The organism is Sphingomonas paucimobilis NBRC 13935 (genome assembly GCF_000739895.2).
In the GTDB taxonomy this organism is placed as follows: Bacteria; Pseudomonadota; Alphaproteobacteria; order Sphingomonadales; family Sphingomonadaceae; genus Sphingomonas; species Sphingomonas paucimobilis.
The window spans coordinates 300,048-315,075 of the sequence record NZ_BBJS01000014.1 but is presented as its reverse complement, the minus strand read 5'-3'; the positions used below and the strand labels follow the sequence as shown (position 1 = coordinate 315,075).

Sequence of the window (15,028 nt, the reverse complement as noted above, 5' to 3'; positions counted from 1 at the left end):
CAACCTGGGTTCCTTTCGCCCGCGCAACGCTTGGCAAGCGCGGTATGATCCCCCAAATGCCAATATGATGACCGCTTCCTATCCCGCGCTTCGCCTTCGCCGTACCCGCGCTTCCGCCTGGAGCCGGCGGCTTCATGCCGAAACGGTGCTGACCCCGGCCGATCTGATCTGGCCGCTGTTCGTGACCGAGGGGCAGGGGGTAGAGGAGCCGATCGCCAGCCTGCCCGGCGTGTCGCGCTGGTCGCTCGATGGGATCGTGGCGCGGGCACGTGAGGCGGCCGATTTGGGCATTCCCTGCCTGGCCTTGTTTCCCAACACCCCCTCGCATCTGCGAAGTGATGATGGACGCGAGGCGCTGAATCCCGACAATCTGATGTGCCGCGCGATCGGCGCGATCAAGGATGCGGTGCCCGAGATCGGCGTGCTGACCGATGTCGCGCTTGATCCCTATACGACCCACGGCCATGACGGGCTGGTCGACGACGCGGGTTATGTCGTCAATGACAGCACTGCCGATGCGCTCGTCCAGCAGGCGCTGACCCAGGCGCGGGCCGGATCGGATGTGATCGCGCCGTCGGACATGATGGACGGGCGGATCGGCATGATCCGAAACGCCCTCGAGGCCGAGGGCTTCGCGAACGTCCAGATCATGGCCTATGCCGCCAAATATGCGAGCGCCTTTTATGGCCCGTTCCGTGATGCGGTGAACACGCGCGGCCTGCTGAAGGGTGACAAGAAGACCTATCAGATGGATCACGCCAATGCCGAGGAAGCGCTGCGTGAAGTGGCGCTCGACCTCGCGGAGGGCGCGGACAGCGTGATGGTGAAGCCGGGCCTGCCCTATCTCGATATCATTCGCCGGGTGAAGGAGGAGTTCCGGGTGCCGACCTTCGCCTATCAGGTGTCGGGCGAATATGCGATGATCGAGACGGCGGTGGCGGCCGGCGCGGCCGATCGAGATGCAATGGTGCTGGAGACGCTGATGGCGTTCAAGCGTGCCGGCTGTTCGGGGGTGCTGACCTATCATGCCGCGCATGCCGCGCGTCTGCTGAACGCCTGATCCGAAGCGTTACGTTCGCCATGTCCGGTTCGCTGGCCGCGCGCCTGGCGCGTCCGTTGTTCGTCGCGACGATCCTGACGGGGTCGTTCCTGCTGTTCCTGGTTCAACCGATGGTCGCGCGCATGGCGCTACCGCGCCTAGGCGGCGCGCCTGCCGTCTGGAACTCGGCAATGCTGGTCTATCAGGCGTTGCTGCTCGGTGGATACGCCTATGCCCATGTTCTGGGACGCTGGCGACCGCGCGTGCAGGCGGCGATCCATCTGGCCGTGTTGCTGCTTGCTGCCTTATGGTTGCCGATCGGGCTGATCGCGGTGCAGCCTTCCGCCGATGCCGAGCCGGCCCTATGGGTGCCCTGGCTACTAGGTCTGTCGATCGGGCCACTTTTCTTTGCCGTCTCCGCCCAGGCGCCGCTCATTCAACGCTGGTTCGCGCTCGCCGAACCGGGGCGAAATCCCTATGCGCTCTATGCCGCCTCCAACCTGGGTAGTTTTGCCGGACTGATCGCCTATCCATTGCTGGTCGAGCCGAGCATGGCGCTTCATGCCCAGAGCCTGATTTGGACGGCGGGCTATGGATTGCTGGCGTTGCTCGTTCTGGCCTGTGCGACGCGCCTGCCGGCGGTCGCGCGCGGCGAACCGCTGGTGGCGGCTGCATCGCCTGCCCCCGGACCGAAGCGGATTGCTCTGTGGATCGCGCTTTCGGCGGTACCGTCGGGTTTGGTGCTGGCAACCTCGACCTATATCACCACCGATATCGTGGCGATGCCGCTTCTCTGGGTGTTGCCGCTGGGTTTGTATCTGCTCAGCTTCATCATCGCCTTTGCAACGCGCCGGGGTGTAGCGGACACTCTGACCCGCATCGCACCCGTGACGCTCTTGCTGTTCGGCGGGATCATCATGGAGGGCCATCCGCAGCGGCCCTATTTCAATGCGGCCATCGCCTTGTTGCTGCTCTTCATGGTGTCGGTCGCGTTGCATACCGCACTTTATCGCGCACGACCCGCCGCCGATCGGCTGACGGGCTTTTATCTGTGGATGGCGGTCGGCGGCGTGCTGGGTGGCGTATTCGCTGGGCTGTTGGCGCCAGTGCTATTCGACTGGACCTATGAATATCCGCTGCTGATCCTGGCGGCGGGTGCGCTTATCCCGCAGCAGTTCATGACTGAGGGGCTGCGCCGGATGTGGCGGCGACATCATCGTGGGATGCTGGTCGCGCTTGCCATCATGGTGGGGTTGTTGCTCGACCTGCGGCTTGTCGGTCCAGCCAACTGGTTCGGCGAAGAGCGGCAGGGTACGGCGTTTCTCGTTATGGCATTCCTCGCCTTTCTGACGATCGGCGCTCGGCTGGGCTTTACCCTGCTCCTCGCCGGTGCACTCATCCTGTTCGGCGGCTATCGGGCCTTATCATTGTCGATGGAGCATGACGCGCGGATGCGCAGTTATTTTGGTGTCTATACCGTGCGTGATGGGGCGGGGTATCGCGAACTGGATCATGGCGCGACCGTCCATGGCATTCAATTGCGGGGCTCGGAACGGCGTGAACGGACCCCGACAACCTATTATGCGGCGTACTCCGGCGTGGGGCGAGCGATGCGTGCGGCGCCTATGCTCTATGGCCCGGCGGCTCGGATTGGGGTTGTCGGCCTGGGTACGGGGACGCTCGCTTGCTACGCGCGTCCCGGCCAAGCTTGGCGCTTCTACGAGATCGATCCCGTCATCGTTCGCATCGCGCGCGATACGGGTCAGTTCACCTATCTGCGCCATTGCCTGCCGCGACCAGTGATCCGTATCGGTGACGCGCGCATCCGCCTGGGGCAGGAGGCATCCGACACGCTGGATATCCTCGCGCTCGATGCCTTTTCGTCCGATGCCGTGCCTGCGCATCTGCTGACGCGCGAGGCGTTCCAGACCTATGGCCGGATAGTGTCGCCGCAGGGGCTATTGCTCGTGCATATTTCCAATCGGTTCGTCGATCTGGAGCCGATCGTGGCGGCGGCGGCGCGTGACGGGGGCTGGGCGGTGCGCAAGATGGCCTATATTCCCTCCGACTTGGACCGGGAGGCGCAGGCCACGAATTCGATCTGGCTTGCCCTGTCGCGTGACGTGCGCGTGTTGGAGAAACTCGAAGAGCAGGGCGGCGACTGGACCAAGGTCACCGCTCCGGCGGGCTTGCGGGCCTGGACGGACGATTATTCGACCGTCCTGCCCTTCATACGCCGGTTCTGAGCGGCTCAGGCGCTCGGCAGGCTGGCCGAGAGCGTGGCGATCTGACCGCCCTGGCGCTCGACAAGCTGCGCGGCCCGGGCGCGCAGGGCGACCAGCGCGGGATAGTCGGGCTGCAACTCGGCGGCGCGGGCAATGGCGCGGTCGTCGATCTCGGCGAGGATCGCGGAGGTCCGCGCGCGGATTTCGTCGAGCGTCGCCAACTCGGTCTGCGCGGTCAGCCACGCCTCGCTGCCCACCGACTGGCCATGCGCCTTGCCGGCGCTGGCGCGGGCTTGGTCATAGGCCTTGGCGAACTCACCTTCGATCGCATCCAGTCGGTCGCCCAGCGCCGCGATCGTGGTATCCAGCGCGGGGTCGGGCTTGAGCACGACCGGTGGTACCTCCGGCTCGGCGAAACCCTGTTTCTCGGCAGGCCGGACCGCGAGCGAGGGGTAGGTGGTGGTATCGCGGGAACAGCCGGTCAGCGACACGGCCAGAGCGGCGCCGAGGATCAGCCAGGACCGGGCCGGGCGGGGGCGGAAGGAAGCATGGATCATTGCGGATCACCCTAGACGCGGAAGACGCGAAGGCAAAATGCCACAAAGGTCAATGCGTGCCTTGCGCGAAGAAATTGTGGATAACCGTGCAAAGGGCCTTGCCACAATCCGAAACGACTTCTAAGAGCCCACCTCCACAGCGCGCCCGTAGCTCAGCTGGATAGAGCATCAGACTACGAATCTGAGGGTCGGACGTTCGAATCGTTCCGGGCGCGCCAGTGGATCACATTCAGGTCTTCATCGACCTACCGCGCGCCCGTAGCTCAGCTGGATAGAGCATCAGACTACGAATCTGAGGGTCGGACGTTCGAATCGTTCCGGGCGCGCCATTTTCTTTCCCATAATATCGATCGATGACCCCGCATCGGGCCGTCGCGCGCAAGTCTATGCGCCGCCCCGGCACGCGGCCGGGGCACGCCTGTCAGGATCAGCGCCAGCCAAGGGCCGGCGCGACATGGCGCAGGATGTTTTCGATCACATGCGCATTATAGGCCACGCCCAATTGGTTGGGGACGGTGAGCAACAGCGTATCGGCCTCCGCAATGGCTTCATCGGCACGAAGCTGTTCGATCAGCCGGTCGGGTTCGGCGGCATAGGAGCGTCCGAACACGGCGCGCATATTGTCGATGATGCCGACCTGGTCGCTGCTGTCGTCCCGCCCGAAATAGGCGCGATCCTGATCGGTGGTCAGCGCGAAGATCGAGCGGGAGACCGAGACGCGGGGCTGGCGTGTGTGACCGGCCGCCGTCCAGGCCTCGCGATAGGCGCGGATCTGCTTGGCCTGCTGGACGTGGAAGGGCTCGCCGCTTTCATCGGCCTTCAGCGTCGAGCTTTGCAGGTTCATGCCCTGCTTGGCTGCCCAGATCGCCGTGGCGTTGGAGGCGGAGCCCCACCAGATGCGGTCGCGCAGACCGTCGGAATGCGGCTCCAGCCGCAATAGGCCGGGCGGGTTGGGGAACATCGGGCGCGGATTCGGCTTGGCGAAGCCCTGGCCCTTGAGCAGGTGCAGAAACACCTCGGCATGGCGACGGCCCAGATCGGCGTCGGTCTCTCCTTCCGCCGGGCCATAGCCGAAATGGCGCCAGCCCTCGATCACCTGCTCGGGCGAGCCGCGGCTGATACCCAATTGCAAGCGCCCTCGACTGATCAGGTCGGCCGATCCGGCATCCTCGACCATGTAGAAGGGGTTTTCATAGCGCATGTCGATCACGCCGGTGCCGATCTCGATCCGCGATGTCCGCGCACCGACGGCCGCCAGAAGCGGGAAGGGCGAGGCGAGCTGCTGCGCGAAGTGATGGACCCGGAAATAGGCGCCGTCTGCGCCTAGTTCCTCCGCCGCGACCGCAAGGTCGATCGACTGGAGCAGCACATCCTGTGCCGAACGCGTGGCGGAATGGGGCGAGGCGGACCAATGGCCGAAGGACAGGAAACCGATCTTTTTCATGCCTCCAAGATAGGCGAGGCTCCGGCCCTGTGCATCAGGGCGGCATGCGTTGTTTCGCGAAACACAGCCTTTCCAGCTCGGGTGCACCGTCCTGTTCGGCATGGCCTACCGGGAGATTTGAACCATAAGGGGACAAGTTTCGGCCGCCTGCCATAGCGGCGGGTAACCCCATGTTGAGTGCGCTCTGGGCGGTGGATAGACGACCGGCAATGCCGGAAGCGTTCGGATGATCGATGCGCTCCGGCCTGGCTATCCGGGGGGCTTGGCATGATGACGGTGGATCAGGGACGGGTGGCGTCGTCGCTCTGGAGCGATCGGGCGGTCTGGCGTGACGTTCATCTGATCGATCGGCGGAATGTCGGACTGCTGGGCTATCTGCGCGCGATCCGGCGCGAGAGCCGCCACAAGGACGTCGTCATCCTGAATGGCGCGCTGGGCTTTGCCGACCGCTATTGCGATCTCCTGGCCGCGCTGGTCCTGAGATGCGGGCGACGGCCCTGGGTGGTCCTGGTCGATTGTACCTGGGAGCAGAAGAGCCGTGCGCTGGAGAAGCGGGCGCCGTGGCTGTCCTGGGTCATGCCGCTGCTGTCGAAATCCATGGTTCGCCTGATCGACCATGACAAGACGATCTATTGCGTCCTGTCCTCCTCCGAACGAGCCGAATTCGCCGAGCGGTGGAAGGTGGATGCGGAGCGGGTGGTGTTCACGCCCTTTTGCCACACCATGCATGAGAAGCATCAGCCGCGCTGGCAGGGCAATTATGTGTTTGCGGGCGGCAATTCACTGCGCAATTACCCGCTGATCACGGCGGCGTTCCGCGGTCTTGACATGGAACTGCGCATGGCCACCTCTTACCGTGAGGAAGACCTGCCGGCCAATATACTCTGCCGATCGCTGCCGCACCATGTCTATATGGACGAACTGCGCGGTGCCCGGCACGTCGTCGTTCCGCTGGAACAGTCGACCCGCAGCGCCGGTCAGCAGACCTATCTGAATGCGATGCTCTTGGAAAAGCTGGTCATCGTCAACGATGTGCGGGGCGTGCGCGACTATATCGATGATGGCGAGACGGGGCTGGTCGTCGACAGTACGCCGGAGGCCTTTGCCGAGGCGATCCGTTGGGCCGAGGATCCGGGCAACCAGTCGGCGGTCGACGCCATTCGCCAGCGTGCGGCCGCCCTGGTCGAGCGCCGGCATAGCCTGTCGGCCTATCTGTCGCACCTGCGGGTCATTGCCTCACATCTGGTACGCCAGGGGACCAAGGACCTGCGCAGGCTCGATGGCTATCCGGCGGAAGTGCATGGCCCATCGCATTGATGGGCCATGACGGTCAGCGAGGCGGCTGAACCCGCTGCGCGATCGGCCTTTTCGGCAAGGGCGCCTTCATAAGCAGGCCCAATGTGATGCCCAGGGCGAACCAGATGTAGATCTGGTCGATCAGATAATAGAGCATGTTGTCGCTGAGGCCGGCGACGTTGAAGCTCAGGTTCAGCATGATGATGAAGGTCGCAAGCCCCGGGTCATGGCGGAACCGCACGACCGCAAGCACGCATATCCCGAAGATCAGCCAAAGATAGGCCGCCAGCCCGACAAAGCCCTGTTCGAAGGTGATCTGCACGAAGATGTTATGCGCGCCCGATCCCCCGGAGGCGTTCAGCGGAAAGAATTGCTGCGAGCTGGGCAGGAAGGAATAGGCGCCATGGCCGAGCAGTGGCGCCTCCAGAATGACAGGCCAGGAGGCTTTCCAGAGAAAGACCCGCCAAGTGCCGGAATCCGCTTCCACCCCGCCCTCGGCATCGGTGTCGCCGCGCGCCGTCGCGACGAAATATTCATAGCTGACGGTCGGCTTGGAGTGGAAGACCTCGGTAATCCGTTCGTTCACGCTGGGGATGGCGAGTGCCAGCAAAGGCGCGGGCAGGACCATCAACAGCCATATGGGGCGACGGAGCGTCGACACCAGAATGAACGCGAAGAGGGCGATAAAGGCCGAGCGGGTCCCGGTCAGCAGCAGCTCGAGTGTCGCCAGCCCGCAAAAGACGATGGCGACATGGCGAATGGCCCGGCCCTTGATCCATCCCCATATCAGCCCATGATAGCAGAAGCTGACATAGAAGAAGAGGAAGAAGGCCAGCATGTTGGGATGGCCCGCCGCGCCCTGCAGACGCTCGCCGAACCCATCGATGGCGTAATAGAGGATCGAGATCAAGATCGGGAAGATGCCGGTCAGGATGATGATCTCGGCGATCCGTCCAATCGGAAAATAGCGGCTGTAATGATAGCCGATCACGAACAGGCAGAAGAAGGTCAGGACGTTCCAGAAGAACTTGATCCCGTCGACCGGATAGGCCGTGTAGATCACCGATCCGAACAGGGAGACCAGAAAGGGCAGCCACAAGGCCAGCGGAACGGCGGCATCCGACTGCATCGCACGGTTCGAGAACAGCGTGAAGCCGAGCAGGGCGAAGGCGATGAACACGAAGGCGAAATTGAACAGAATGCCCAACGTGAAATTGGCCGAGCCCAGTGAGATGGACGTGCTCATCAGCACGCGGTCCATCCCGAACCGGACCGTCAGCAGCAGGAAGACCAGCCCCGAAAAGGGCGCGATCATCCATCCGCCGAACCCGCGCGCGGTAGTCGGAGCCCGGTTAGCAGCCCAGTTTGCATGGGGGTGACGAGCACCGGTCAGGGCAGGGGAACGGCCCATCACGGCTTGGCCTCGACCGGGGTCTTGGCCGGGGGCAGCGCCGCATCGAAGGTTGGGCCCATGGCATGGGCGAAGGCGTTGGTCACATGGCCATGATCGGCAAAGACGCTATGGCCGTCCTGGATATAATCGCAGGTGTCGCGGCGGCAGATGAACTTCCGCACATCGATCAGCGACAATTTGCCCTCCGCCACCAGCCGGTTCTCGGTGGCCAGGACATTGGCGAAATCCCGGCGGAAATCGGCGCCGTTCACGCCGGTTGGATGGCGTGGCTGACCATGAAAGGCCAGGTCGCGCGACACGACGCTGGGCAGTTCATATTCCGGATTGGGAATGGCGGTCAGGGCATAGACCGTCTTGCCTGCCGCGCGAAGGGCATCGACCGTCTCGGCAAAGCGGCGTGCGGCGGGCAGGAAGCGCTGGTCGGCGGGCGTGGCCCCGCCGCGTTGCTTGCCGACTTCGTTGCGATATTGCGGCCAATTCTGCGCCAGGATCACGGTCTTGGCGGGGAGTGCCGCGATCTCGCGGAAATTGCGGTTCTGGACCTGTGCGCAATCGGCGTCCTGTCCGCCGCTCACGGTCGGGGCGCAGCCATAGGCGTTGACCAGCAGGGCGGAGCGTCCATGCAGGGCCGCCCGGAGCGCCGGGACATACATCTGCGCATGGCTGTCACCCCACAGGATGACATCGGCCTTGCGAACGTCGCGTGAAGGGAGGTCGATGGCGCAGGCATAATAGCCGCCCAGTCGGACGAAGGACGAGGGGCTACAGCGCCAGCTGTCGTCCTGATCGGCGTTCAGCGCCACGATCTGGGGCGAGAAGCGTTGCGGAAAACCATGGCTCACGATCAGCGCCGCGCTCGCCAGGGCCATGACGCCACCGGCGGCGGCGGACCATCCCCATATTTTCGCGCGCGAGTTCAGGTGGCGGAAGGGGCGTTCGACATAGCGCCACGACAAAAAGGCCGCGCCGACCGAGGCGACGACCGCCATGGTCGCGACGGCAGGGGTGATCGGATCGATGGCGGCATAGCGGAGGAACGCGAAGATCGGCCAATGCCAGAGATAGAGTGAGTAGGAGATCAGCCCGACGAACCGCAGCGGCGGGCTGCCCAGGATCGACGACAGACCATGCTCGCCCCTCTGCCCCGCCCAGATGATCAGCGCGGAGCCGAGCACCGGCGGCACGGCACTCAGGCCCGGAAAGGGCGTCGCGGCGCTATAGGTCAGGACGGCGAAGAGGATCATGGCGACACCGGCCAGCGCGGCCAAAGCGCCGATCATGCGATGGCGGATCGTCGGCACGATCCCCGTCGCCAGCAGCGAGCCGAGCAGCAATTCCCAGGCACGCGACGGCATCAGGTAGAAGGCCATGACCCCCTTCATGTTGCCGACCAGAAACTGCGCCGCCCAGAAGGACGCGGCCATCATCGCCACGATGGCGATCGGCAGGACGCGACGCCGCCAGCGCCCCAGCACCAGAATGCAAAGCGGGAAGAAGATGTAGAATTGCTCTTCAACACCCAGCGACCAGGTGTGGAGCAGCGGCCAAGTCTCGGTAATCGTCGCGAAATAGCCGGATTGCCGCCAGAAATAGACATTCGACCCGAACAGCAGGGCCGATCCCATGCTCTTGCCGAAGGCCAACAGATCGCCCGGCAGGAGAATGACCAGCGCCGCGATCGTCGACACGCCCAGCATCACCGTCAGCGCCGGCAGGATGCGGCGCAGGCGGCGCTCATAGAAGCGGGTGATCGACGCGTCCTGCAGCAGACCGGTCGTGATCAGGAACCCGGAAATGACGAAGAAGACGTCGACGCCCACAAAGCCGCCGCGGAACAGCTCGACCCCGGCGTGGAAGAGAACCACCGGCACGATCGCCAGGGCGCGCAGGCCATCGATATCGGCGCGATAGGCGATCTTGCTGGGTTGAAGCGGGGCGGCGGACGCTTGATCGGCATGGGCGGAGCGTTCTTCGGTGCCCGTGAAGGACGATGGACGCAGAAAATGCTCGGCGGAAGTGGCGCTATGGGTGGAAGAGGACATGATGGCCGTCCGTCCGCGTCAGGCGCGGCACGAGGGGCAAAGGGTGGAGCGGGCATCGCTGTCCCGCACCGCGCAAATCCCCCTTGCAACACACGCGTTTCCCGATCGCGCAATATCAAAGCCCATGATTGTCCCCGCCCCTTGGATAGGTCGGGCTTAGATAAGCCACCCCTGCGCCGCAACGCGGATGGGGCGGTCCTATCCAGGGCAATGCTGCCTCTTCGCGCAACGCTATTCGTATTCCCGATGCCAACAAAAGAGCGGGCGGAACGCAGGCGATTGGATCTATGGAAGGGCAAAAAGGCTTGATAAAACAGTGATATGGATAGGGTTTCTTCGCCCGAACGTCGCAAGCAAAGGTGTGGCGGTAAATCCTTTTCTGCTTGGCAAATCCCTTTGTAGAATGGGCGGGCGGAACATGATGTGTTCGTCTTTGGGACGGATACATCCATTCAGGCGCAATTCCCTTGGCGCCGGCCGTGACCGCTGTCGCTCGGCGGCCCGACCGGTGCTGATAGAGATCGGCGTCAGCGCGAAGACGTGGCGGGAATGCCCTGTGCCGCCGGCATGGCGACGATGTCGGAGGATTCCGCCCACAGGTTGATCCCGCCATCCTCGGCCGCCTGATCGATCGCCGCCAGTTCCTCCGACGCGAAGTCCAACCGCCGCACCGCGTCGAGCGAGTCATCCAGTTGTTCGACCGTGCGCGCGCCGATCAAGGCCGAGGTCACGCGCGGATCGCGCAGCACCCAGGCGATCGCCATCTGCGCCAGTGTCTGCCCGCGCGCGCCGGCAATCTCGTTCAGGCGGCGGATCGCCGCCAGATTGCCCTCGGTCAGCAGCGACTGGGACAGCGAACCGCCGCGATTGGCGCGGGCATCCCGGGGCACGCCGTTCAGATATTTGTCGGTCAGCATGCCCTGCGCCAGCGGCGAGAAGGCGATGCAGCCGGTACCCAGATCCTCCAGCGTCGACAGCAGTTCGCGCTCGATCCAGCGGTTCAGGATCGAATAGCTCGGCTGGTGGATGAAGAGCGGCACCTTCTCCTCGGCCAGGATCGCGGCCGCACGGCGGGTCAGGCCGGGTTCGTAGGAGGAGAGGCCGACATAGAGCGCCTTGCCCTGCCGGTGCAGTTGCACCAGCGCGCCCATCGTTTCCTCCAGCGGTGTGTTGGGGTCGACGCGGTGCGAATAGAAGATGTCGACATAGTCGACGCCCATGCGCTTCAGGCTCTGCTCGCAACTGGCGATCAGATATTTCTTCGACGAGCCGATATCGCCATAGGGCCCCGGCCACATATCCCATCCGGCCTTGGTCGAGATGATCAGTTCGTCCCGGTGCTGCGCGAAATCGGCGGCCAGCACACGCCCGAAATTCTCCTCCGCCGAGCCATAAGGGGGGCCGTAATTGTTCGCGAGATCGAAATGGGTGACCCCGCGGTCGAAGGCGCGGCGAAGGATCGCGCGGCCGGTTTCGAACACATCGGTGCCGCCGAAATTCTGCCACAGCCCTAGGCTGATCGCCGGCAAGCGCAACCCGCTGCGCCCGACGCGGCGATAGGGCATGCCGGCCTCGTAACGGTTGGCATCGGCGGTATAAGGCGTGGGGAAGGGCATGGCGGATCCTCGAAATGGGCGACCATCTATCCCGGCCGGGCTCTGCTCGCCAATGGCCTGGGATAAGATCGCGGACCCCATCCGAACGGGTCGGGTGGGCCGGCGTTCCGGGTTTTCTTAGCGACTTATTGGGCGCGGTGTAGGAACCCTATTCCTGCTCGGCTCTTCATGGCCAGGTTATTGACCCAGGTGACGGCGCGCGATGGCGTCTCACCGGGTTTCATGCCGATCGAGCAAGGAGAGAGACGATGGACCTGGGGATCAAGGGGCGCATCGCGCTCATCAGCGGATCGGATTCGGGTATGGGCAAGGAAACCGCTCGCTTCCTGTTGGAGGCCGGCGTGCGGGTCGCGCTGACCGACAAGCCGGGTGGGACGATCGACGAAGCGGTCGCCGAACTGGAGCCGCTGGGCGAAGTGATTGCGGTCACTGGCGACGTGACCAAGCCCGATGAGGTCTCCGCCATCTGGCGCGAGGTGCGCGAGCGGCTGGGCGATCCCGACATCTATGTCAACGCGGCCGGCGTGACCGGCGCCACCGGCGATTTCCTGGAGATCGACGATGCCGGCTGGCAGGAGACGCTCGACATCGACCTGATGGGCGCGGTGCGCATGTGCCGCGAGGCGATCCCAGCGATGCGCGCCCAGGGCTGGGGTCGGATCGTGCTGTTCGCCTCGGAGGACGCGGTCCAGCCCTATATCGACGAGCTTCCCTATTGTGCGGCGAAGGCAGGTATCCTCAGCCTCGCCAAGGGTCTGTCCAAGGCCTATGGCTGCGACAATGTGCTGGTGAACACCGTGTCGCCGGCCTTCATAGCGACCCCGATGACCGACAAGATGATGGAGAAACGGGCCGAGGAAAAGGGCACCAGCTTCGACGAGGCGATCGACAGCTTCCTGGAGGAAGAGCGGCCGGGCATGGTCCTGAAGCGGCGCGGCCGCCCCGAAGAGGCCGCCGCCGCAGTCGCCTTTCTCTGTTCGGAGCGGGCGAGCTTCATCAATGGCGCGGGTATCCGTGTGGACTCGGGGTCCGTTTTCACCATCGCCGGGTGACCCTTCGCCCTTTTCGGTTGCGCGGCTGCTCCGCTCGGAGGACAGTCGCCGCAAAACGGAGAGGGCAGGGCATGAAGAGGCATTGGGTGGTGCTGGCATCGGTGGCGTTGCTGGCGAACAGCGCAGTGGGCCAGCAGGTCGAGACCGGATCGCTGGGAGCGACCAACTATGCGGCCGATGGTCCTATGGCGCCCCCCGATCGCGCCCCCAGTTTCGGCGATGAATTCACGAGCCGGATCGATCCCAGCCGCTGGGGCTGGGACACGGATCGCAACAAAGCCGGCTGGTATAATCATGAGCTGCAATATTATGCCGGTCCCGATCGCTCCAACGCGCGGATTGAGGATGGATCGCTGGTGCTGCAGGCGCGGCGTGAGGCGTTGAAGGACGAACCCGATTGGGGTGGGCAGGCCTATAGCTCCGCCAAGCTGGTGACACGCCAGACGCTGGGTTACGGCTTTTACGAGATACGCGCCAAGCTGCCCTGCGGGCGTGGCATGTGGCCTGCCATCTGGCTGTTGCCGACGGGTGGCGCGCCCTGGCCGGCGGGGGGTGAGATCGACGTCATGGAGATGGTCGGCTGGAACCCTAATGTGATCCATGCAACGATCCACTCCGCTGCCTATAATCACGTACGCGGCACGCAACGCGGGGCGGAGACGCGGGTCGCCGATGCCTGCACCGCCTATCACCGATATCAGCTCGACTGGACGCCGCAGGCCATCACGATCGGCGTCGATGGACGCGCCTATATGAAGGTGCGCAACGACCGGCCGGGCGGTGCGGCGGCCTGGCCCTTCACCCGGCCCTATGCCCTGATCCTCAACCTGGCGATCGGTGGCGACTGGGGTGGCGAGCAGGGCGTCGATGATGCCGCCCTGCCGCAGGCCATGCGCGTGGACTATGTGCGGTATTGGAAGTCGAACCCGTAAAGGGTTTACAGCAACGTCCCCGACAGGATGGCCAATGCGATCGTAAAGTAGATGACCAGCCCGGTCACATCGACCAACGTCGCCACGAACGGCGCCGAAGCGCTGGCCGGGTCGAAGCCCAGCCGTTGCAGGACGAAGGGCAGCATCGATCCCGCCAGCGAGCCGAAGGTCACGATCCCGACCAGCCCGGTGCCGACCGTCGCCGCGACCAGCCCCCAATGCGCGCCATAGTCGTAGAAGCCCAGCGTCTGCCACAGCGCGATCCGCGCCATGCCCAACAGGCCCAGGATCGCCCCCAGCGTCAGCCCTGCCGGCAGTTCGCGCAGCGCCACCCGCCACCAGTCGCGCACCCGCACCTGGCCCAGCGCCAGCGCACGGATGATCAGCGAGGTCGCCTGGCTGCCGCTATTGCCCCCCGAGCTCATGATCAGCGGGATGAACAGGGTCAGCACGACGGCGCGCTCCAGCTCGGATTCGAAATGCTGCATCGCGCTGGCGGTCAGCATCTCCGAGAAGAACAGGATGCTCAGCCAGCCGGCGCGCTTGCGGATCATCGCCAAGAAGCTGGTTTCCAGATAGGGATTGTCGAGCGCCTCGACGCCGCCGAATTTCTGCGTGTCTTCAGTATGCGCCGCAACCAAAGCGTCGAGCACGTCGTCGACCGTGACGATGCCGATCGGTCGGCCCTGCTCGTCGACGACGGGCAGCGCCAGCAGGTCGTGGCGACGGATCAGGTCGGCGACCTTCTCGCGATCGGTGGTCGGTGCGACCGTTACGGGATCATGGCCCCGCGCCAGATCGATCGCGCGCGATTCAGGCTCGGCGGCAATGAGTTGGCGCAGCGACACGGTCGCGACCAGCCGGCCCTGTGGCTCCAGCAGAAAGACCGAATAGACGGTCTCACGGCTGCGCTCGACGGTGCGGATATGCGCCAGCACTTCGGCGACGGTCGCGTCGGCCGGACACGCGACATATTCGGTGGTCATCATGCCGCCGGCGCTGTCCGGCGGCCAGCTCAACAGGGTTTCGATCGAGGCTCGGACGGCAGCAGGAAGAGCGGCGCGGATCGCCTCCGCCTCCTCCTCGTCCATCTCCGACAGCACGTCTGCGGCGCGGTCCTCCGCCATTTGCGACACCAAAGCGGCAGCGCGCGTGGTGGTCAGCAGCGGCAGGATTTCCGATGCACAGCGGAGTTCAGGGCTATCGAGGACCGCCACCGCGCGCGTATCAGGCATTTGCGACAGGGCGTCGGCCGCCTCCGCGACCGATAGCGACTGCAACATATCGACGAGATCGGCGATGGACAGACCGCGCCGCGAGGAACGGAAACCGGCGGCGACGCCGGCAATCAGATCGTTGACCATTTCAAACCTTTCGACCGCACGACCCGGGCGGACGAAAGCCAGTTACG

Annotated in this window: 11 protein-coding genes and 2 tRNA genes; 7 read left to right on the top strand and 6 right to left on the bottom strand. The window is 64.5% G+C overall.

Annotated features, from left to right (window positions below; translation table 11 throughout):
• Window positions 1-67 precede the first annotated feature (67 nt).
• Together hemB and SP6_RS06060 are read left to right on the top strand one after the other, a co-directional pair.
• Window positions 68-1,060 (top strand): porphobilinogen synthase, encoded by a 993-nt coding sequence (hemB, locus tag SP6_RS06065; RefSeq protein WP_037567586.1) that lies wholly within the window; start codon window positions 68-70, stop codon window positions 1,058-1,060.
• 20 nt (window positions 1,061-1,080) lie between these two features.
• Complete coding sequence (locus tag SP6_RS06060; protein ID WP_007403482.1) at window positions 1,081-3,285, top strand: class I SAM-dependent methyltransferase; 2,205 nt, start codon at window positions 1,081-1,083, stop codon at window positions 3,283-3,285.
• A gap of 5 nt (window positions 3,286-3,290) precedes the next feature.
• Here SP6_RS06060 and SP6_RS06055 read toward each other — a convergent pair whose 3' ends face one another.
• Window positions 3,291-3,821 (bottom strand): hypothetical protein, encoded by a 531-nt coding sequence (locus SP6_RS06055; RefSeq protein WP_007403208.1) that lies wholly within the window; start codon window positions 3,819-3,821, stop codon window positions 3,291-3,293.
• 141 nt (window positions 3,822-3,962) lie between these two features.
• On the opposite strand from SP6_RS06055, the gene SP6_RS06050 reads away from it, so the two are divergent.
• Together SP6_RS06050 and SP6_RS06045 are read left to right on the top strand one after the other, a co-directional pair.
• Window positions 3,963-4,039: transfer RNA gene (locus SP6_RS06050), tRNA-Arg, on the top strand.
• A gap of 34 nt (window positions 4,040-4,073) precedes the next feature.
• A tRNA-Arg gene (locus tag SP6_RS06045) sits at window positions 4,074-4,150 on the top strand.
• 98 nt (window positions 4,151-4,248) lie between these two features.
• Here SP6_RS06045 and SP6_RS06040 read toward each other — a convergent pair.
• Window positions 4,249-5,265, bottom strand: a complete 1,017-nt coding sequence (locus SP6_RS06040) for an LLM class flavin-dependent oxidoreductase (RefSeq protein ID WP_007403238.1) — start codon at window positions 5,263-5,265, stop codon at window positions 4,249-4,251.
• Between the two features lie 267 nt (window positions 5,266-5,532).
• Here SP6_RS06040 and SP6_RS06035 point away from each other — a divergent pair, with 267 nt between their 5' ends.
• Window positions 5,533-6,582: a glycosyltransferase gene (locus tag SP6_RS06035; protein ID WP_007403448.1), complete on the top strand. Its 1,050-nt coding sequence runs from the start codon at window positions 5,533-5,535 to the stop codon at window positions 6,580-6,582.
• Window positions 6,583-6,595: 13 nt separating this feature from the next.
• On the opposite strand, the gene SP6_RS06030 is transcribed toward SP6_RS06035, so the two are convergent.
• The 3 genes from SP6_RS06030 to mgrA all read right to left on the bottom strand — a co-directional run bounded on the left by SP6_RS06030 (window position 6,596) and on the right by mgrA (window position 11,633).
• Window positions 6,596-7,876, bottom strand: coding sequence for an O-antigen ligase family protein (locus tag SP6_RS06030; RefSeq protein WP_007403284.1), 1,281 nt, complete (start codon window positions 7,874-7,876; stop codon window positions 6,596-6,598).
• A gap of 95 nt (window positions 7,877-7,971) precedes the next feature.
• Complete coding sequence (locus SP6_RS20005; RefSeq protein ID WP_007403560.1) at window positions 7,972-10,017, bottom strand: acyltransferase family protein; 2,046 nt, start codon at window positions 10,015-10,017, stop codon at window positions 7,972-7,974.
• Between the two features lie 527 nt (window positions 10,018-10,544).
• Window positions 10,545-11,633: an L-glyceraldehyde 3-phosphate reductase gene (gene mgrA, locus SP6_RS06020; protein WP_037567475.1), complete on the bottom strand. Its 1,089-nt coding sequence runs from the start codon at window positions 11,631-11,633 to the stop codon at window positions 10,545-10,547.
• Window positions 11,634-11,881: 248 nt separating this feature from the next.
• Between mgrA and SP6_RS06015 the strand changes: the two genes are divergently transcribed.
• Window positions 11,882-12,685, top strand: a complete 804-nt coding sequence (locus SP6_RS06015) for an SDR family NAD(P)-dependent oxidoreductase (protein ID WP_007403409.1) — start codon at window positions 11,882-11,884, stop codon at window positions 12,683-12,685.
• A 71-nt stretch (window positions 12,686-12,756) separates the two neighbouring features.
• Window positions 12,757-13,617 carry a glycoside hydrolase family 16 protein gene (locus SP6_RS06010; RefSeq protein WP_007403478.1) on the top strand — a complete coding sequence of 287 codons (861 nt, stop codon included), beginning with the start codon at window positions 12,757-12,759 and terminating at the stop codon, window positions 13,615-13,617.
• A 5-nt stretch (window positions 13,618-13,622) separates the two neighbouring features.
• On the opposite strand, the gene mgtE is transcribed toward SP6_RS06010, so the two are convergent.
• On the bottom strand, window positions 13,623-14,981 hold the full coding sequence (gene mgtE, locus SP6_RS06005) for a magnesium transporter (protein ID WP_007403602.1): 1,359 nt from the start codon (window positions 14,979-14,981) through the stop codon (window positions 13,623-13,625).
• Between the last annotated feature and the right edge of the window lie 47 nt (window positions 14,982-15,028).

Coding starts and splice junctions, on each gene's coding strand:
- SP6_RS06010 (WP_007403478.1), top strand. CDS start 12,757: ATGAAGAGGCATTGGGTGGTGCTGGCATCGGTGGCGTTGCTGGCGAAC.
- SP6_RS06030 (WP_007403284.1), bottom strand. CDS start 7,876: ATGATCGCGCCCTTTTCGGGGCTGGTCTTCCTGCTGCTGACGGTCCGG.
- hemB (WP_037567586.1), top strand. CDS start 68: ATGACCGCTTCCTATCCCGCGCTTCGCCTTCGCCGTACCCGCGCTTCC.
- SP6_RS20005 (WP_007403560.1), bottom strand. CDS start 10,017: ATGTCCTCTTCCACCCATAGCGCCACTTCCGCCGAGCATTTTCTGCGT.
- SP6_RS06035 (WP_007403448.1), top strand. CDS start 5,533: ATGATGACGGTGGATCAGGGACGGGTGGCGTCGTCGCTCTGGAGCGAT.
- SP6_RS06055 (WP_007403208.1), bottom strand. CDS start 3,821: ATGATCCATGCTTCCTTCCGCCCCCGCCCGGCCCGGTCCTGGCTGATC.
- SP6_RS06060 (WP_007403482.1), top strand. CDS start 1,081: ATGTCCGGTTCGCTGGCCGCGCGCCTGGCGCGTCCGTTGTTCGTCGCG.
- mgrA (WP_037567475.1), bottom strand. CDS start 11,633: ATGCCCTTCCCCACGCCTTATACCGCCGATGCCAACCGTTACGAGGCC.
- mgtE (WP_007403602.1), bottom strand. CDS start 14,981: ATGGTCAACGATCTGATTGCCGGCGTCGCCGCCGGTTTCCGTTCCTCG.
- SP6_RS06015 (WP_007403409.1), top strand. CDS start 11,882: ATGGACCTGGGGATCAAGGGGCGCATCGCGCTCATCAGCGGATCGGAT.
- SP6_RS06040 (WP_007403238.1), bottom strand. CDS start 5,265: ATGAAAAAGATCGGTTTCCTGTCCTTCGGCCATTGGTCCGCCTCGCCC.